The sequence below is a fragment of the Bacteroidota bacterium genome, assembly GCA_037133915.1.
Lineage (GTDB): Bacteria > Bacteroidota > Bacteroidia > Bacteroidales > CAIWKO01 > JBAXND01.
Genome location: JBAXND010000018.1, coordinates 60899 through 81463, shown reverse-complemented (window position 1 = coordinate 81463; position 20565 = coordinate 60899). Strand labels below are relative to the sequence as shown.

The 20565-nt window shown below is 42.9% G+C and carries 12 protein-coding genes and 1 tRNA gene; 7 read left to right on the top strand and 6 right to left on the bottom strand.

Going from position 1 to position 20565, the window contains the following annotated elements:
• Positions 1-309 precede the first annotated feature (309 nt).
• The 5 genes from WCM76_08230 to WCM76_08210 all read left to right on the top strand — a co-directional run bounded on the left by WCM76_08230 (position 310) and on the right by WCM76_08210 (position 6169).
• Entirely contained in the window at positions 310-1716 is a 1407-nt protein-coding gene (locus tag WCM76_08230; protein ID MEI6765614.1) for a T9SS type A sorting domain-containing protein, read from the top strand.
• A 146-nt stretch (positions 1717-1862) separates the two neighbouring features.
• Positions 1863-2873, top strand: a complete 1011-nt coding sequence (locus tag WCM76_08225; GenBank protein ID MEI6765613.1) for a CBS domain-containing protein — start codon at positions 1863-1865, stop codon at positions 2871-2873.
• Entirely contained in the window at positions 2870-3868 is a 999-nt protein-coding gene (gene aroF / locus WCM76_08220; protein MEI6765612.1) for a 3-deoxy-7-phosphoheptulonate synthase, read from the top strand. Before WCM76_08225 ends, aroF begins: the two co-directional genes overlap by 4 nt.
• Positions 3865-4563, top strand: a complete 699-nt coding sequence (locus WCM76_08215) for an HAD-IIIA family hydrolase (GenBank protein ID MEI6765611.1) — start codon at positions 3865-3867, stop codon at positions 4561-4563. Before aroF ends, WCM76_08215 begins: the two co-directional genes overlap by 4 nt.
• A 154-nt stretch (positions 4564-4717) precedes the next feature.
• A complete protein-coding gene (locus tag WCM76_08210; GenBank protein ID MEI6765610.1) occupies positions 4718-6169 on the top strand; it encodes a transglycosylase SLT domain-containing protein in 1452 nt (483 codons plus the stop codon).
• Positions 6170-6274: 105 nt separating this feature from the next.
• Here WCM76_08210 and WCM76_08205 read toward each other — a convergent pair.
• From WCM76_08205 to WCM76_08180, 6 genes are all read right to left on the bottom strand, one after another.
• A tRNA-Leu gene (locus tag WCM76_08205) sits at positions 6275-6358 on the bottom strand.
• A 104-nt stretch (positions 6359-6462) separates the two neighbouring features.
• A complete protein-coding gene (locus WCM76_08200; GenBank protein MEI6765609.1) occupies positions 6463-7500 on the bottom strand; it encodes a 2-oxoacid:ferredoxin oxidoreductase subunit beta in 1038 nt (345 codons plus the stop codon).
• A gap of 2 nt (positions 7501-7502) precedes the next feature.
• Positions 7503-9347: a 2-oxoacid:acceptor oxidoreductase subunit alpha gene (locus tag WCM76_08195; protein MEI6765608.1), complete on the bottom strand. Its 1845-nt coding sequence runs from the start codon at positions 9345-9347 to the stop codon at positions 7503-7505.
• 146 nt (positions 9348-9493) lie between these two features.
• The gene (locus WCM76_08190; protein ID MEI6765607.1) at positions 9494-10867 is read right to left on the bottom strand and encodes a SusD/RagB family nutrient-binding outer membrane lipoprotein; all 1374 of its coding nucleotides are present in this window, start codon (positions 10865-10867) and stop codon (positions 9494-9496) included.
• A gap of 32 nt (positions 10868-10899) precedes the next feature.
• Positions 10900-14184, bottom strand: coding sequence for a SusC/RagA family TonB-linked outer membrane protein (locus WCM76_08185; GenBank protein ID MEI6765606.1), 3285 nt, complete (start codon positions 14182-14184; stop codon positions 10900-10902).
• A 315-nt stretch (positions 14185-14499) separates the two neighbouring features.
• The gene (locus tag WCM76_08180; protein MEI6765605.1) at positions 14500-16452 is read right to left on the bottom strand and encodes a M1 family aminopeptidase; all 1953 of its coding nucleotides are present in this window, start codon (positions 16450-16452) and stop codon (positions 14500-14502) included.
• A gap of 227 nt (positions 16453-16679) precedes the next feature.
• On the opposite strand from WCM76_08180, the gene WCM76_08175 reads away from it, so the two are divergent.
• Together WCM76_08175 and WCM76_08170 are read left to right on the top strand one after the other, a co-directional pair.
• Positions 16680-20051, top strand: a complete 3372-nt coding sequence (locus WCM76_08175) for a DUF4175 family protein (GenBank protein MEI6765604.1) — start codon at positions 16680-16682, stop codon at positions 20049-20051.
• A gap of 11 nt (positions 20052-20062) precedes the next feature.
• Positions 20063-20563, top strand: a complete 501-nt coding sequence (locus WCM76_08170) for an ATP-binding protein (GenBank protein MEI6765603.1) — start codon at positions 20063-20065, stop codon at positions 20561-20563.
• The last annotated feature ends 2 nt before the right edge of the window (positions 20564-20565 follow it).

Below are 20565 nucleotides of genomic sequence, written 5' to 3'. Positions count from 1 at the left end.
TTGCGGTTTGCAAAATAATATTCTGTATTTTTATCGGACAATAGTGATTAAAAATAAAATTATACACTGGCTATCTTGATAAATAAAAATTGCCCTCTCGAGGCAACGAATTAGTATTTACCCGCTAAGCCAAAATTAAGTTTCGGGCAAGTAGTTCGTTTTCAAAAAACTGAAATAATTACATTGTCAGGAAACTGCTATATATTTGCGGAATCAGGTAAAAAAATGAGTTCTGCAGGAACCTATGTATGTGAAAAAAAATGCCTCCTGCAGAAACTGATAAATATCACCTTTCAAACAACACTTATTATGACCAGACTCTTTCTTAGTATTATTTTCCTATTTGGTTCGTTGCACTCATTCGCACAAAAGCAGAATAATATTTGGTACTTCGGCGAAAAAGCCGGAATTGATTTTAATTCAGGAACGGCCGTTGCTTTGACTAATGACAGCATGGATTCCTTTGAAGGAACGGCGGTGATTTCAGATACATCAGGACAATTGCTTTTTTATACGAATGGTGGAAAGTTTCAGTACTGGTCCGGCATGTTTCACGGCGGTATCTGGAACAGAAATCATTGGCTGATGCCCAACGGTTCGCTTGACAGTGCCGGCGGGTGCAATAGTTCGGTACAATCATCACTCATTGTTCCCTGGCCGGAAAATCCAGGGTTGTTTTATGTGTTCACTACTGATTGTCAAGAAAACCAGATGATGGGAGGTTTCAGGTACTCAGTTGTGGATATGGCACTGGATGGCGGTCTGGGAGATGTAACAACTAAAGGTATAAAAATACTTGATTCGGTTGCGGAATCCATTTGTGGGATTAAACATACGAACAATACAGATTACTGGGTGATTATTCATAAACTGTATAACTCTTCATTTTACGCATACAGAATAACTCCGACAGGAATACAGGCGCCGGTGATTTCGGATATTGGAATGCCGGTTTCGGTAAACGGTGGCCAAATGATGTCAACAATTGACGGAACAAAAATCGGGTATTGCGTGACGTATAAAACGATGTTATTCGATTTCGATGCCTCAACCGGAATCTTGTCAGCATACAAAGATTTAAACAAAACATCCTGGGGCTGCGCGTTTTCATCGAATTGTCGTTATTTTTATACAACATCAAACGACCCGCCCGACAGTAAAATTTATCAGTTCGATTTGAATGCCGCCGATATTGCGGCAAGCGCCCGGGCAATTCATGATATTGCACACCCATATGCACCCATGCAACTTGGACCTGACGGCAAGATTTACCACGTCCAGAATAACGGGCCAAATCTGGCGCTGGACGTAATTAACTCGCCTAATACTCCTGACACTTTATGTGATTTCGTGGTCGGCGGATTTAATCTTGCCGGGCGAAAAAGTGTAGCAAGTATCCCCAATTTTATCAGTGGATTTTATGGACAGTGCTTTTCCGAAAGCGATGTGCATCCAATTAAAAATAATGCAATCGAAGCAATCACCATTTCCCCGAATCCGTTCAGTAACTCAGCGACCATAAAATTCAGTAATCCCGAAAATAACATTACACGAATTGCCATCTATAATGTATTGGGCGTAATGATTGATGCCATTGAAAATATTACCTCAGACAATGTTGTTATTGAAAGAAAAAAACTTGTGCCGGGATTGTATTATTTTCAGATTATTGAAAAAAACAACATCCGCGGAAGCGGAAAATTCATCATCGAATAGAGTGGTCATTATTCAATACCATTAAGTTAGACATGTTGCCGAGAAGAGTTGCCTGCAATACATCGCGCTGTTTTAAGGTCACGGCGCCCTTATAATTCCGAAGTTCCTAAAAAGTTGTAGCTTTGCAGCAAAAGCAGTGTAAAGGCGTGAAAATTTCAGCATCAATATATTCAAGTAAAGACAAAACCCTCGAAAATCTCATACGCGAACTGGACGACCACCGCGTTGATTACTTTCATATTGACTGTAACAACGACCTGAATGTTTTTGAAGATATCCGAAGTATTCGCAATATCAGCAAAACGCCTATTGACCTGCATCTTATCACAGCTGAGCCCGAACTATTCTACGATAAAATAGTAGAATTAGGCATTGAAAAAGTGACACTTCAGTTCGAAAATCTCATCCCGGGATTCATCCCGCCTGTACACCTTAATACTCATTTGGGTTTAGCAATCACATCAGAAACGCCGGTCAGCATATTTGAGCAGTACAGCCGCTGTTTTTCGTTTATACTTTTCATGACCACTACGCCGGGAGTGAGCGGTGGCCGTTTCGATAAGCAAAACTTCAGGAAAATAAGGCAGTTCAGAGCCGACTTCCCCGACAAAGACATTCATGTTGACGGCGGTATCAACGAAGAATTATCGTTCATCCTTAGAAATATGGGGGTTAATGTTGCCGTTATCGGCTCCTACCTTTTTAAAGGTGATTTCATTGGCTCCGCCCTGCTGCGTCTGCAAAGCAACGATATAGAATCGCATTACTGCATACGCGATTTCATGCTCGAAGGTGACGAAATTCCCGTTATCACGGCAAACGGTAATTTTAATTTTCTGGATGTGCTGACTAAGATTGAAGCATACCGCATGGGATTTACCAATGTGGTTGATGAAATGGGATTCATGCTCGGCATTATTTCCAATGCCGATGTGCGTAAAGCACTTATCCGGCATTACGGCGACCTGAACAATATACAGGCGTCATCGCTGATTAACCGCTCCCCTGCCCTCGTCTGTGAAGACAACACAGTAACCGAAGTACTTGAATATATTAATAAGCTGAACTTCCCCGTGCTATTTCTGCCCGTTGTAGATAAAAATAATAAAATCACCGGAACCATAAAATTCAACAACCTGATTAAAGGCGAATCATGATATTGCACCTGAAAAATACAACCGATAAGAAAACCGCGGATACTATGGCGGCATTTTACGAAGCCGTTACCCTCGCTTCAGAAGGTCGCACCCTACTCGTTACACCTTCGCGCTTTAAGACCATAGATGAAAAACATACGGCGTTTGTTGAAGCCATTTTTGTGACGGAAACCGACATGCAGCTCTCATCGCGCAGCTATAGGTCAGAAACACGCACTGTGAAAGTTGGCAATCTCAACACAGGAGGCAGCACGGGCAATACGCTTATAGCCATTGGTCCATGCTCGGTTGAATCGGAAGAACAATTGGAAGTGACAGCGCAGCTCATCAAAAAACTTGGATTGAACACCCTGCGTGCCGGAGCCTACAAGCCGCGTACTTCGCCCTATACCTTTCAGGGAATGGGCATCGAAGGACTGAAATTACTTGCAGGTATACGCGAGAAGTACGGCCTGGCAATCATTACCGAAGTACGCGACTCTACCCATGCAGATGCGGTTATAGAATACGCCGACATGATACAGGTTGGCGCAAAATCCATGTACGACCACGGTATTTTACGCAAATGCGGTAAAACGAATAAACCTATTTTACTTAAACGGGGTTTCGGAAGCACGCTGCAGGAATTTGTGCAGGCGGCAGAATTCATCCTTTCAGGAGGCAATGAAAACGTAATCCTGTGCGAACGCGGCATTCGCACCTTCGAAACCAAAACTCGATTCACGTTAGATCTTTGTGGCGCCGCTTATCTGAAAGAATATACAAACCTTCCTGTTGTACTCGACCCCAGCCATGCCATGGGCTATGCTTATGGCGTGCCCGATCTTGCCTGCGCTTGCATGGCGATGGATGTTGACGGTTTGCTGATTGAGGTACATCCCAACCCTTCAGTAGCACTTTCAGACGCATCGCAACAACTCACTCATGAGCAGTTCACAAAACTCTTTGAACGGCTGAATGCCATTGCCACGGCCTTAAACAAGACTATAATATGATTCCTGCAGGAAAAAATATCCGCATACTGCGAAAACGCCTGAAAATAGATCTTCAGGAACTTGCACGTCGCGCCGGTATTGGCGAAGGCATCATCGTACAGATTGAAAATAATATTCTGATGCCCGACTGTGAGCAGATAGTAAAATTGGCTGCGGCACTTGATTATCCTGTCGGAAGAATACTGACCGAAGACCTTGAAAAGTCAGGAGAACTTCTTTCGGGATTTGATTTTAAAATGCTTGCTCTGGATATTGATGGCGTGCTGACCGACGGCGGCATGTTCGTTACCCAAACCGGCGATGAGTTTAAAAAATTCAATGCCAAGGACGGGCTTGCGATAAAAACACTTACCGCATCTGGAATTCCTGTAGCATTTATCAGCTCGGGAATCAACGGAAAAATAATCGAAAGCCGTGCTGCCCTGCTTGGAGTTCAGAAGGTGTATGTAGGAACCTGGAAAAAATTGGAAGTGCTTCAAAAATGGTGTTCTGAGATGAACATCCATCTGGAAAATGTGGCATATATCGGCGATGATATCAATGACCTTACGGTGATTCAAAACGTAGGACTCAGTGCCTGCCCATCCGACGCCGTGCCTGCTGTAAAAGCCGCTGTCAGCCTGATACTCAGCACCAAAGGCGGCAAGGGCTGTGTGCGCGAATTCATTGACACCTACATTGCCGAGACGAAGTAGCGGCGCATCTTCCTTTTAATCAACTTATTAACATCCGGATGTGTTTAAAAGCAGGTCCGGATGCTTGTTTTTAAGAAAATAATTTTTACATTTGTACATTATGGGACTAATTTCCACCGTTTTGATTTGAGGTGGACTGACTGAAATTTTACTAATGAAGCATCTGAAGAAAATATTTTTTCTCCTTGTTCCGGCTGTTTTACTGCCGCTGAGTTCAGTGTTCTCAGCACCGCAGGATACAGTTACAGATAAAGAAAAAGCGTTTTTAAAAGACAATCCTATTGCTGCTCAGCTCGACAGTCTTGCAACGCTAAAATTCTTTACCAACACGGCGTTTACCACTGATATCTCCAAACTCAACAAGTACAATTTCCCTGCGGATTCCGTGCCTGTTTATCCCGATTCAGTGTATCGTGCCAGAATAAAGGAGATGTCGGCAAGTACGCCCTTCGAATTTATTTACAACGACCAGGTTCGGGCATTCATTGACCTGTACACGGTTAAACGGCGCAAACTGCTTTCGAGAATGTTGGGTATGGCGCAAATCTATTTCCCGATATTCGAAGAACAGCTTGAGATCAATGATGTTCCGATGGAGCTCAAATACCTCCCCATTATTGAATCGGCGCTGAATCCAATCGCACGCTCAAGGGTGGGCGCAAGCGGACTGTGGCAGTTTATGCTGGGAACAGGAAAACTTTATAACCTCGGGGTTACATCTTATGTTGACGACCGTTTCGACCCGTATAAATCAACCGTCGCCGCATCACGCCATCTTGCAGATCTTTATAATATCTATCACGACTGGGCATTGGTACTGGCAGCATACAACGCCGGTGCAGGATGCGTAAACAGAGCTATACGCAATGCAGGGCTCGACTCAAATGCATTGGTGAGCTATTGGCGTATAAAAGATTTTCTGCCTCGTGAAACGCAGAATTATGTGCCCGCCTTTATTGCCGTTTGTTATGCCATGACTTACGCCACAGAGCATAATATTTATCCTACACCACCTTCTGTAATGCATTGTGATATTGATACTGTTGTTATCCGCGAATCAATTTCATTTGGTCAGATATCAGCATTTCTCTGTTTGCCTTTAGAAACGGTACAGTTTTTAAATCCGGCATATAAAAAAGGTGTCATTCCTGCAACAATTGAAAATCCTTATGTTCTAAGACTTCCGAGATCATACATGGCCGACTTTATCAACAACGAAAAAGGCATCGCAGCATACAGGTCTAAAGAAGAACTTGCCGTTTTGAATGCAAAAACCGCCGCCGCACAACCAAAGCCAAAAACAACGGCTAAAACAACGTCTCCGGCTGCTAATAAATCAACCACTCCGGCGGCCAATAAAACAACGACCACAGACAATAAAACTACCACAGCAGACAATAACACACCGGTTGTCGAAAAGAAAACAACCACTACTTCACCAACGTCCAAGTTTGTATATCATACCGTGCAGCGTGGTGACAGCCTGTGGAGCATCGCAAGCAAATATCCGGGTGTCTCCATTGACGATATTAAAAAGCTGAATAACCTGGGCAGTCACTACGTAATACAGCCCGGACAAAAACTCAAGATTATGCCAAAGGGTTAATCTTTACGAAATTATCACGCAATTATAAAAGGAAAAGGCTGTCTCAAAAGGACAGCCTCTTTTTTGTACTCAATACTTTCTACTGAATACTAACTACTTGAGAAGTACCCGAGGCCGGGATCGAACCGGCACGAGTGTAACCTCACTGGTTTTTGAGACCAGCGCGTCTACCAATTCCGCCACTCGGGCAAAGAACAATTTTTATTCAGGGTGCAAATGTAGCGAATTGTTTCCAACTGACTAACATCTCACTGTTCCAAAATTGTTCATTATTAATTATTCATTGTACATTACTAATTTATCTCCCACGTATCGCCGCTTTGCAGCAGGTCGTCCACACATTTTATCTTTTCTGTTTTCTTGGCGTAGGTAATCTGCTCTTCAACCATATCGTCGTATGTGGGGAACATTGCCGAGCGGATAACGCCCAAAGCCACCGGGAAATGAGGCGGCTGCATCTTTGCAACCATCAGGTGAATACCGGGATCCTGCAAATAAGGGTCGTGAACAAGAATATCTTTTTCAGTGATGCCGTTCTCGCCCAGTTTCACTACTTCAAGCCCTGCAACACCCAGTTTAATGCCTTTGTCCTTATCCTTGCCAAAAAGCATCGGCTCTCCGTTGATAAGGTGCAGCTGATGGTCGTCACGAAGATCTTTTGAAGTAATTATATCGTGGGTTTTATCAGCAAAAATAACACAGTTCTGAAGAATTTCTATCACGGAAGTGCCATCATGTTTGGCTGCTTCCATCATAACCGCATTCATCACTTTAGGATTAGTGTCAACAGCCCGTGCAAAAAACGTTCCCTGAGCACCCAAAACCAGCTCTCCGCAATTGAATGGATGTTCAATGGTTCCCTGAGGCGATGTCTTCGTAACGGTTCCCATGGGAGTGGTTGGAGAATACTGTCCCTTGGTAAGACCGTATATCTGGTTATTGAACAGCAAAATATTCAAGTCAACATTACGACGGATAATATGAATAAAATGATTTCCTCCGATAGCCATGGAATCGCCGTCGCCGGTAGCTACCCAGACACTTAAATGCGGGTTGGCTATTTTCACACCGGTAGCAATCGGATTCGCCCGTCCATGAATACCGTGAATACCGTAAGTATTTACGTAGTAGGGAAATCGCGATGAACAGCCAATTCCGGATACTACGCAGAAATTCTCTTTACGATAGCCTATCTTGGGAAACACATTGGCAATGGATGAAAGTATGGCGTGAGCACCGCATCCGGGGCACCATTTCACCATCTGGTCGCTGACAAAATCTTCTTTCGTCAGCGGAGTCCTTGAGCGTTCAACAGTTAAATTCTCGGCCATGGTTATTTCTCCTTTAAAATTTCAGTGTAATTATCAATTAATTCATTCACCATAAAAGGCAAGCCCTGTACTTTGTTGAACTGTTCGTAACGGAATTGCGGGAAGCAAATTTTCAGGTACTGAACAAACTGCCCTGCATTCAATTCACATACGACAATCTTTTTATAGGAACTCAGAATCTTCTCCGTATTTTTTGGCAGAGGCATGATGTAATTAAAATGCGCGTGACTAACACTTAATCCCTTTGCCTGTGCATCAAGTACCGATGACAGTACCGCACCGTATGTTCCACCCCAGCTTATTACCAACAAGTCGCCTTCTGGAGGCCCGCTTACTGTTTGCTCAGCAATGAAATCTGCCACTTTCTGAACTTTATTCCAACGATAATCGGTCATTATCTGATGATTCATCGGGTCAGTGGAAACATTTCCGATAACATCTTCTTTCTCCAAACCTCCGACCCTGTGCCTAAGGCCTTCGGTGCCGGGGATTGCCCACTTGCGAACTAATGTTTCCGGGTCTCTGGCATATGGCTTATAATCAGGGTCATTAGCTTTGGCAATAGGAGGTGTGATGGAAGGCAAATCTTTTACTTTCGGTATCCGGAACAATTCTGAACCCATGCCCAGATAGCCATCGGTAAGCAGAATTACAGGCGTCATATGCTCCATCGATAATTTTGCCGCTTCATACGCGTAATAAAAACAATTCGAAGGTGTTGATGCTGCCATAACGATAACCGGACACTCGCCGTTGCGGCCATACAGTGCCTGCATTAAATCGCTTTGTTCCGATTTTGTAGGAAGTCCGGTTGAAGGTCCGCCACGCTGAACATTGACAATAACCAACGGAAGTTCCGTCATCACAGCAAGACCAATGGCTTCGCTTTTCAGCGACAGTCCGGGACCTGAAGTGGTGGTTAACGCCATAGCTCCGGTGTATGAGGCTCCTATCGCAGAACAAATACCTGCAATTTCATCCTCCGCCTGAAATACTTTTGCACCAAGCGATTTATGCTTCGCCAGCTCCATCATGATTTCAGTAGCGGGAGTGATGGGATATGAGCCTAAAAATAATGGTCTGCCCGAGCGTTCGGCTGCGGCAAGAAATCCCCATGCCGTGGCAATATTTCCGGTAATATTTCTATACGTTCCTTTTTCAAGTTTTGCAGCAGGAGTCTCTATTGTAGAAGCAAGCGCTTCAATAGTTTCAGCATAGCTGTAACCCGCTTTCAAAACCGTTTTATTTGCTTCTATAAATTGTGGTTTTTTCTTGAATTTTTTCTCAAAAGAAGCAAATGTTTTTTCCATATCCCAGCCAAACATGAAGTACATGATGCCGAGCGCAAACATGTTCTTTGTTTTATCCGCTGATTTAGTATCCATTTTTAATTCCGCCAATGCGCCTTTGGTCATTGAGGTTATCGGGGCTTTTATCAGGTTGTAGCTGCTGATGCTTGGCTCGTCAAAAGGGCTGACTTTATAGCCTGCTTTTTCAATTGATTTAGCTTCGAAAGCGTCGGTATCAACAATGATTGTGGCGCCTTTTTTCGCCCATTTCAAATTTGCTTTGAGCGATGCGGGATTCATCGCAACCAGCACATCGCACATATCTCCGGAAGAATAAACCCTCTTACCGAAGTGAACCTGGAAACCTGAAACCCCTGCAACTGTATTATGCGGAGCCCTGATTTCTGCAGGATAGTCGGGGAACGTTGCGAGATCTTTCCCTTCAAGGGCGGCAGTATCTGAGAAAAGTGTTCCTGTAAGCTGCATCCCGTCGCCGGAATCGCCAACAAACTTGACAACAATGTCTTCTTTCTGAACAACATTATTCTTTTTAGCCATAGAGATTTTTTGTTTGTTAATCCGGGAACAAAATTACAGGTTTTATCATTCGAACCCCGAAAAATATAGGATATTTTTTATATCGGTATAAAATGAAAAAGGCGGCAAACTTATTGATTTGCCGCCTTTTAACAAAAATTTAGATTTTAGTTATCCCACCATACTTTGGTACTGATGTTTACATCAGGGCAATTGTCGCCATTGTATAAGCGTTCTGAGGTTGGATAAGGGTAACGTTTGGGGATAAATGATATCACACCATTCGTTGCAGGCACGAGTACCGGGTACCCGGTTCTGCGATAATCATTATAAACCTCAATCTGGTAGCATAATGCAAAATATTTCTGTGTGATAATTTTCTCGAGCGTGATGGATGCACCTGTTTCACTACCATAAGCGGCAATGTACGCCGGATCGGTCAGCCCGAATTTAGATAGAGATGCGGCAACAGCTTCATTATGTGCTATTGCAGCTCCGGGAGCATCACCCGTCTGTAATTTTGCTTCTGCCTCAATGAATTTCAGCTCTACATAAGAAATGAGAGGGACAGGAGAATTGTCTGATGCATAATACGGGCCCCATAATGAAGCCCCTTCGCCCTGACCTGCATGTGAGCCTACTGCACCGCCGGTAGTATCAACAAACAGCGGAAGTCTTGGATCGGCATGTGCAATCATAGAATCCACCAGATAGGCGCCTACTACAATGTCGCCCGGTCTTTGGTCTGAGAACTGGAACATCGGGTTTTGCTCATTGTATGCAGTGCCAAAAGGAACCGACATGTCATCTGAGTTTCCTGTAAAACCATTTGCAAGAGCCGTTAATGCGTCGGTGTAGGCGGCAGAACCGTTACGTTTTGCCAGATGAATCGCAAAGCGGGCTTTCAGGCTATATGCAGCCATTGTCCACATGGAAGGATCGCCCCCATAAATAAAGTCTTCACCACCGGGCCAGTAAAGGTTTGCCGAAGATGGCTGACCTAGATCTGCAATCGCTCCGTCCAGCAGCGTGTTTATTGCCGCATAGACTTCTGCCTGTGAATCATACGCAGGAGTAAGATCGGCGTCGCCCTGAAACGCTTTTGAGTAAGGCACATCATTCCACAAATCCGTCATAACGCCAATAGAATAGGCCATCAGCACTTTGCCTATACCACCGTACCAGGGAGCTTTCTTTTCTTCGGCTTTTTTAATGATGTCGGCCATGTCTTTCATACAACCGGCGTACATCGCCCATTTCCAGGCGTTGTCCACGTCGCTCTGCGTAATCACGTATCGATCATACGCAAGAGGCTGGTTTGCACCACCGGCCATCTGCTGCATCCATTCGGATGCGGCATATTTAACATCTCCGCCCACGGCATAGCCTAAGCCAGTCTGTGCCGAAGGCAACAAGAGCGCCATCGTCACATCAGTAGGTTTACTAGGATCCTTGTTGATTGCAGGATCTATCCACTTTTTACAGGATGTCACAAGTAGTGTCAATAAAATCATGACTCCTATTACTTTTATCTTTTTCATATCGTGTCTGTTTTACGGTTTAACAATTTTTCTTAGATATTAACTTTCAGGCCAAAGGTGTAAGTCTTGGTATTGGGCATATTGAAATAATCAATACCTTGAGCATTGTCGGCCCCGTAAAGGTTGGTTTCCGGATCGATACCGGTGTAAGGAGTCCAGAGTAACAGGTTCCGTCCGGTGAAATAAACATCCATGCCTTTAATAAAGCATTTACGGAACCATTTTGAATTCAGATTATATGAAAGGCTCACTTCCCGTAGACGAACCCAATTGGCTTTTTCAACAAACTGTCCTGATGGTCCTCCAAAGCCTCCACCAAGGCCATTATACCAGCTCTGGTCTTTGGCCACTTGCAGTCCGTTTGTTGCAAAACCGTTGTTGCTTACAAGATTTCCATCTGAATCCAGATGTCCGAGTACGCCGTCAAATACGTAATCTTTGGTTTCACGGTCTTCAGTATCCTTATGTGTTCCGAGCGCATACATAATCCCTTTAGTACCATTCCACATCATACCACCTTTTTTGATATCAAGCAAAAATGATAATGATACACCAGAATAGGTAACGGTATTAGTGATACCCATGGTCCAGTCTGGCATTACCGTTCCGAGGAAATCTTCTTTGTCGCTCATAATGGGATATCCATAATTGGGATCTGTAGGATCATCATTGATAACAACGTTTCCATTGCCGTCTTTTACCCATGTAGTTCCGAAAATTGAACCATAGGGTTTACCAACTACTGCGCGAATCTCGGCACCTGTAAAACCACCCAGACCAACATTTTCAACTCCATCGGCAAGTTTTACAACCTCATTCTTGTTTTTGGTGAAATTCACAACAATGGTCCAGTCAAATTTCTTTGTCTTAACCGGAACGATGGTTCCCATAATCTCCACACCCGTATTCTTCATTTCTCCTGCATTCATCAGTTTATCAGTATAACCAGAAGAACCGGCTAGAGGCACCCAGAGGATTAGATCTGTGTTATGATTGTTATACCAGGTAAAGTCAAGACCAATCCTGTTGTTCAGGAACCTTAAGTCGCAACCCAGCTCCAGAGACTTCATTTTCTCCGGCTTCAGTCCGGTGTTGCCCAGTCCGTTGTCGTCCATATATCCGGTATATCCTGCAAAAGGAAAAGAAATACCACTTGTCCATCCATCGCCATATGCTGTTGGTGCGAAATAGTTGTACGTGCCATAGATTGACGCATCGTTTGCAATAACGGCGTATGAAACACGAAGTTTACCGAATGGAAGCACTTTGTTTTCTTTGAGCCCTCCAATTTCAGTGAACACAAAACCAAGACTTGCAGAGGGGAAGAAGAATGAATTCTTATCTGCAGGAAGCGTGGTTGACCACTCGTTTCTTCCGGTTACATTCAGGAAGAGCAGGCTTTGGTATGAAATGCCCAAATCAGCATAAATAGCAGAGGTCCTTTTCTTATCCTGGCGTTCACGTGAAATTATCGAAGACGCATTGGATAACTGGTAGAATTCGGGCTGTGCAAGCTGGTTTCCTTCAACATAAACCTGCTGATGATACGATTGGAAAAGGTTTTGTCCGATGGTTGCATCCACTTTTATGTCTTTAGTAATGTCTTGTTTAACCGTTGCGATAAGGTCGCTGTTGATATCACGGTTAAAATGCTGGTCTTCGAAAACCTGGCCGGCTGAATACTGCGAGGAATTAATGGCATAATATGCTTTCCGCCTGTCCGAATAAAAGTCATTGCCAAGACGATATGTTATATTGAGCCATTTAACAGGAAGATATGTAATCTGGAAGTTCCCCAGCATACGGTTCACATCATCTTTAAATTTATTCATATTCACAGTCCAGTAAGGATTGTCATAGATGCCATAACCCCTGAAGCTGCGTTGCTGTCCGTCGGGGAACATATACGCGTCTTTTGTACCAACTGGATCATCATAGCCATTAGCGTTGTCAAACGTGGCCGGTGTCCTCAGCAAACCAAGCATAACACCCGACAGGTTTGATCCCTGCTGCAGCCTGTTACCGCCGGATTTAATATAATTCACACTTCCAGATGTCACAAATTTTGAAGAAAGCTTGGTCTCTCCGGCAATTTTAACAGTCGTCCTGTCAAAAGTGTTGTTCGGAACAATCCCGTCCGAATGATTGTTTGAAAGCGACAGATAATATGTGGCGCCCGGATTTCCGCCTGAAATATTCAGTGCGTTGTTGTAAGTATAACCCGTTTTGAAAAAATTATTGAGGTTATCGTATGTTTTAACTTCCTTACCATTGGCTGTCGGGTCATTTTTACTGACTATCAGGCCGTTTTTATCCCAGTTATAATAACCGAGACCATAGGGATCCTGCGCCGCAGAAAGCGGTCCGTCGGAATACGAACACGTGTCGAGGCGTGGTCCCCATGAATTACGGTTCGCCGTTTCCGGACCCTTCCATTTTCCATTTATACCTTGCCCCCATTTATTCTGCATTTCAGGCAGCTTGTTAACTTTATCAATGGAAATCGATGTTGAAAAACTAACAGCATAGTTGTTTCCTGTTTTTGCCGTTTCGCCTTTTTTAGTGGTAATTATCACAACGCCATTTGCTGCCCGAAGTCCATACAGAGCCGTTGCAGCACCGCCTTTCAGAACAGTTACTGAAGCAATATCGTCGGGATTGATGTCTATGCCACGATTCGAGTATGCGACTCCTTCGGTAAGATTATTACTTCCGGCATCGGGATTGCCCGAATAATACTGCGAATTATCAATAGGAACGCCGTCAACAACCACTAATGGCTGGTTATCTCCACCGAGTGATTGGGCGCCACGAATAGTGAAATAGGTGGCACCGCCTGCAGCACCTGAACCGCTGGTAACATTAACACCGGCCACTTTTCCATTGAGGTCGTTGAACACATTGGTATTATTCGATTTCTCGAGCTGGTCTGAACCCACCGACTGCACCGAATAACCAAGTGCCTTGGTCTCGCGCGAGATGCCTATTGCAGTCACAACAACACCTTCAATGTTCATCACGTCGCTTTCAAGAATTACATCATACGAGTTTGCTTCTGAGGTAGCAACCTCCTGCGTTTTCATTCCAACAAAAGAAAACACGAGTGTTGTTGTCTTTACAGGAATAGTGAGGGTGTACTTTCCGTTAATGTCGGTAACCGTTCCTATGGTGGTTCCTTTTACCATTACGGTTACTCCCGGCAGCGTGGTTCCATCCTCCTTGCTGGTAACTTTACCGGAAATCGTTTTTTGCTGTGCAAGCACTAGCTGTAAACCTGCGAATAGCAAGATTACAATCATCAGAGTAAATTTTCTCATACGATTTGATTTTGGTTAGGGATATGATTTGTTTAGGGAAAATTCTCATTCCACCGTAAACTTACATCAATTTTAAAGCGAAGTCAATACCTATTTTTACAACAATGGAATATACACAAGGTATCGCATTAAGAATCATATCGTTTAAATGTTATCAACAAAGAATAATAAGTAAATGCTTTACACATCGCTTTGATAACAATACTTAGGGAATACACGATGAATCCATTTGCAATAATTGCAATGGCTCAAAAATAAACCGGGAAACAGAGTTACACGTTAAAACGCCTGACGTTCAAAGATTAATTGAAGTTGTTACAACTTCGTAAATTTCAGTCTGCTTGTTTTGTAACCTTCAGTAACATTAATGAAATAAACGCCTGACGCCAATCCTGAGGTATTGATACGCCCTCCGTTTACCATGGTGTTTTGCGATACACAACGACCTGCCAGATCAAAAACCGCAATATTTTTAGCAAGACCATTACTTATAAAACTCACATCCATATAATCTTTACAAGGGTTGGGGAAACAATTAAATGCAACAGCGTTCTCTGCCAAATCACCCGTAGACATGACAACACTTCCCGGACCGTTCAGCACCCAGTTCTCAGGATCAACTGTAATGCCGGTAATGTGTTTTTTGCATGGAATTTTATAATCGTCAATATTGGTGGTTTGCCTCACAAAAATGTTTGTATCGCCCCCGGCAAATGTAAACCGGTATTGCATCAGCATTTTGAAAAGCGGAGTCGTGGATGAGGTAGTTTGAGTGGATGTCATATAAACGGTATCGTTAGACTGAGTCCAGAAAATATCAAAAATGGGATAACCTTCACCAAAATACCACTGATTAAAAAAATCATCGAAATTCATACCTGACGTATTCTCTACAACACCCTTAAAATCAAGACCGGTTGCCACACTGTCGCCATATTGGCTGATGTAATTTTTCAGAATATCAAAGAAAACCGAATCATCCTGAAGTTCAAAACGCAGCGTATGAATAATCGCTGAGCCCTTGTCATACGTAAGTCGTCCGTCAAAAATTCTGTTTTCGTCACCCGTTTCAGCAGGTGGTACATAAACACTTCCGCCCGACTGGCTCATTACGTTGTTGTGTACATCAAGCATATGCGACTGCGCCTCGCTGTAGCTTACCATATACTGCGCGGCCAAATACTCGGCATACGAAGCAAAACCTTCATTCACCCAGATATCACTCCATGTTTCACAGGTAACTTTATCGCCGAACCACTGATGCGAAAGCTCATGGCAGGTCAAGTAAAAACTAAAACTACTTTGTGTGGTCATGGTTTGGTGCTCCATACCTCCGCCCATGGGTGCCAGGCAATGCCCGTATTTTTCATTCGTAAATGGGTACATTCCAAACAGCTCAGAATATAATTCCAGAAAGCGGGCCGTCGTGTCTATTTCATGTTTGAAGTATGCCAGCGTAGCCGGATTATTATAAATGTAATTCTGGATAAGAACTGAATCTGTCATGCCTGCCGGATGCGCGTAGATGCTGTAATCAACGTACTGTGCAACCGCACCTGAAATCAGATAATAATCAATCGGATATTTTGTTTTCCATTCGTACCTCGATTTACTGCCACCCATATTCGTAATACCAGTCAGAATGCCTTCTGAGCCTGCCTTGTTGGTATTCGCTGTGGTAATAAAAATCCATGCCGAATCTGCTTTATCTGTAAGCGATTGTTTACACGGCCACCACTGATACGCATTGAAAGGTTCTGATAATGTCCAGGTAACCTGATTCCCCCATGAGGGTGAAAAATCATTGGAAATACCGGAGAAAAAATTTCCGCCTACCTGCGGATCGCCATGATACCAAACCTTCATCGATACCGTTGTTCCGCTCATAACGGGGGCTGGAAGCAGAATTAAAATGAAATCATTATTGTGCAGAAAAGGGCGCTGAATGCCGTTCACAAAAACCGAATCAACACTCAAGGAGGCTATCAGTTCAAGCTGCAACGTATCCAGCTGCGCAGCTGTAACCACAGCTACCGTAGTTGCATTACCCGAAACGTAGGTGTCGGTACGCTCCATGTCTATGTCAAGAAAATAAAATTTCACATCATACTTATCCATCAATCCGCCCTGCCTGAGTTCAAGGTTCTGATGTTTACTAAATGAGGCCGACCTGTTGCATTTACCGTCAAGAGATGCATTTGGATTTTTCTGGCAAAAGCTTACCATGGCAAGCAGACAAAAACTGAAACAAATAAGTGACTTTTTCATGATTTATTTTATTAAGACATAATGAAAGATGGCGCAAGGGTATTTCGTACCTTTGCAGTATGGCAAACTTAGCAGTTTTTTTGACGTGTCGCCCATTATTGAACCGATTATTTCACGCATAAAACCGGGTTGCTAAAAAACTTTTGTTGAAAAATGCCGTAAACCATTGTGGAAAGCAGGTAATTTTTTACTCATTTTTGCGTTTTTACTCTCAGGTATTCTAATAAATGAACGATAACTATAACATTCTTATCAGCAAACTGGATGAATTCATCCGGAAATACTACCGAAATCAGCTTGTCAGAGGAGTATTGTACACGCTTTCCACACTGCTGCTGTTTTTTATCGCCGTCACAACGCTCGAATATTTTGCATGGTTTGGCACGATTGTAAGAGCAGTGATTTTCTGGCTCTACGTTTCTGTAACTGCAATAATTCTTGGGAAACTAATCGTAATTCCACTGCTTAAACTTTTCCGGATTGGGAAAACAATCTCGCACGAGCAGGCATCAGAGATTATCGGAAAATATTTTACAGAAGTTAAAGACAGCCTGCTCAATACACTTCAATTAAAAAAATTATCCGGCGAAAACCCTGACGGTGCCGCATTGATTGAAGCAGCCATCAATCAAAAGATTATTCTTATTAAGCCGGTTCCTTTTACAACGGCGATAAAAATTTCGCAAAATAAAAAATACCTTCGTTTTGCTCTGCCGCCAATGCTCATCATACTCGTGTTATTGATAGCTTCCCCCGGCCTCATTACAGGACCTTCAGGAAGATTGTTACGGTACAACACTTTTTTTGAAAAGCCCGCTCCTTTCCAGTTCGTGCTGCTAAACAACAAACTCGAGGCTATCCAGCAAAACGATTACAGGCTTGATCTTAAACTTACCGGCGACAATATTCCTGAAAATATTTTCATTGAACTAAATGGGAACGAATACCGCCTCGACAAGGAAAATACCGTGCTTTTCCACTATACGCTGAAAAATCTTCAGAAAGATGTTCGGTTCCGGTTCAGCGCCGATGGATTTAAATCAAAAGAATACACTCTCAGAGTTATCCCGCGCCCAATGGTGCTAAACTTTGAAGTGGAACTGAAATACCCGAAGTATCTTAATAAAAAAGATGAAACCCTTGAAAATTCAGGCGATTTGGTGGTTCCTTACGGCACCGTAATTAACTGGAATTTAAAAACGAAAGATACCAAAAAAATCACCTTCCGTTTCCGGGATAAAATAGTAAACCTCGATCCCAAATCTCCTGATTATTTTAATTTTTCGCAGGCCTTATATCTTTCTCAAATATATTCCATTTCCACCTTCAACCAGTTTTTCAAAAACCCTGATTCACTGCAATATACAATAAATGTTGTGCCTGATGAATATCCGTCTATAAACGCCGATGAATTCCGTGATTCGGTGTATCTGCAGCACTTGTATTTTAAAGGAATGATAAAAGACGATTATGGTTTTTCACGTCTGAATTTCAAGTATAAAATAAATCGTGGCGATAAAGAAACAAATCCCGATAAAGCCGAAGAATTCCTTACTGTACCCATTAATCCGGGAATGAACCGTCAGGAATTCTACTATTACTTTGACCTGTCAACTCTTTCAGTACAACCCGGTGAAGAAGTAGAATATTATTTTGAAGTGTGGGACAACGACGGCGTGAATGGTCCAAAAGCTTCGCGTTCACAAAAAATGACTTTCAAGGCGCCTACACAGGACGAAATTGAAAAAGAAACCGAAAAAACCAACGACCAGATAAAAGACGAGTTGCAGCAAACCATCAAAGAAACCGAACTGCTCCAAAAACAAATCGACGATCTTGACAAAAAATTGCTGGAAAAGAAAAGTCTTGAATGGCAGGAAAAGAAACAGATACAAGACCTTCTTGACCGTCAGCAGCAACTGCAGAACAGGGTAGAGGATCTGAAAAAAATGAATCAGCAGAATAACATCAAAGAACAGCAATTCAACCAGAGCGATCCCGAGCTTCAGCAAAAACAACAGGAGCTCGAAAAACTGTTCAATGAAGTTATGACCGACGAAATGAAGGACCTCTTCAAACAGCTTCAGGACATGATGGATAAGCTGGATAAAAACAAGGTGAATGATGTACTGGACAAGATGAAAATGTCTTCAGAAGACATGAAAAAAGAGCTTGACCGCAACCTTGAATTGTTCAAACAACTGGAATTCGATAAAAAGCTTTCTGAAACTATTGATAAACTGAATAAACTCTCAGAGGAACAGAAAAACCTGTCGGAACAGACCAAAGACGAGAAAAATAACAAAGAAGACCTGCAGAAAAAACAGGATGACCTGAATAAAAAGTTTGACGACATCAAAAAAGATCTGGAAGACCTGCAGAAAAAGAACAGCGAACTGGAAGAACCCAAAACACTTAAAAATACCGAGGATAAACAAAATTCTATTCAGGACGATTTGAATAAATCACAGAATAGCCTCGATAAAAACAAACGCAAAAGCGCCTCGGAATCGCAACAAAATGCAGCAGACAAGGAAAAACAACTTGCCGACGAAATGCAGCAGGAGCAGGAGGCAAGTCAGGGAGAGGAGCAGTCAGAAGACATTAATGCGCTGCGTACTATTTTGCAGAATCTCGTCAAAGTCTCCTTCAGACAGGAAGACCTGATTGGCCGCATCAAAGGAATCAACGTAAACGACCCCAAATACGTTGACATCATGGACAAGCAAAAAAATCTGGAAAATGACTTACAGATGATTGAAGATTCACTTTTCGCACTCAGTAAGAGGCAAACAATGATTAAGCCATTTATCAACAAAGAAATAAATTTGATAAACGATAATGTTGATAAAGCCCTCGCGGCACTGCAGGCGCGTAACACAGGAGCTGCAGCCGGCTCCCAGCAGTATGTGATGACCTCCGTGAACAATCTTGCACTGCTTTTGGCGGAAGCGCTTCAGCAAATGCAGCAGCAACAGCAACAACAGCAAGCAAAAAGCAAACCCGGGAAAGGAGGCAAATGCAAAAAACCCGGCTCGGGCAACAAACCTTCGGCTGCTACCATGAAACAAATGCAGGATCAGCTTAATAAGCAGATGGAGGACCTTAAAAAACAGATGGAGAGCGGGAAAAAACCCGGTCAGAAACCTGGACAGGCTGATGGCGGCCAAAATACGAGCGAACAGCTTGCCAAACTTGCCGCGCAGCAGGAAGCGCTTCGGCGTATGCTTCAGCAATATGGTGAAGAACTTAAGAAAGAAGGAAACGGAAACGATGGAAGCATTGGTGAAATGATGAAAAAAATGGAACAAACCGAAACAGATCTCGTAAACAAGACCATTTCAGATGAAACATTGAAGCGCCAGCAAGAAATTTTAACCCGTCTTTTAGAGTCGGAAAAGGCTGAGAAAGAGAGAGAAATGGATGAAAAACGCGAATCGAACCAAGCAAAAGATAAAGATTATAGTAACCCTAATCAATTTTTCGAGTATAACCGTATAAAAACGAAGGAACTTGAACTTTTAAAAACGGTTCCGCCGGCATTAAAATCTTTCTATAAGTACAAAGTGAATGAATATTTTTATAATTTTGGGGAGTAAGTTCTAATTCTATGAAAAAAGAAACCATATCAATACCGTCCGACAGAAAGAATATTCACGCCATCGAAAGGTTTGTTGAAGATATCTGCGACTACTATAACATCAACAATACCTATTTCGGAAACATCCTCGTGGCTCTTATGGAAGCTGTCGAAAATGCCATTATACACGGCAATAACAACAACCCGTCAAAAACAGTAACTGTCAATTTTGAAGCACGTGAAACAGGTCTTAGCTTTGAAGTTATTGATCAGGGCGCAGGTTTTGACTTCAGCGCAGTTCCTGATCCTACCGATATTTTTAAAAGCACCGGCACTGAAGGTACCGGTATCTTTCTGATTCGTTCGCTTGCCGATAATGTGAATTTCCATGATAATGGCCGTCGCATTGAACTGATATTCCTTATTGCTTCCATAAATCAGCTCACTTACCTTGAGCGTATGAAACACTTTAATGAATACGCCAAAACTTCAGTAAAAAAAGAAGAAAAAGAGAAAAATCAAGGCAGCTGATA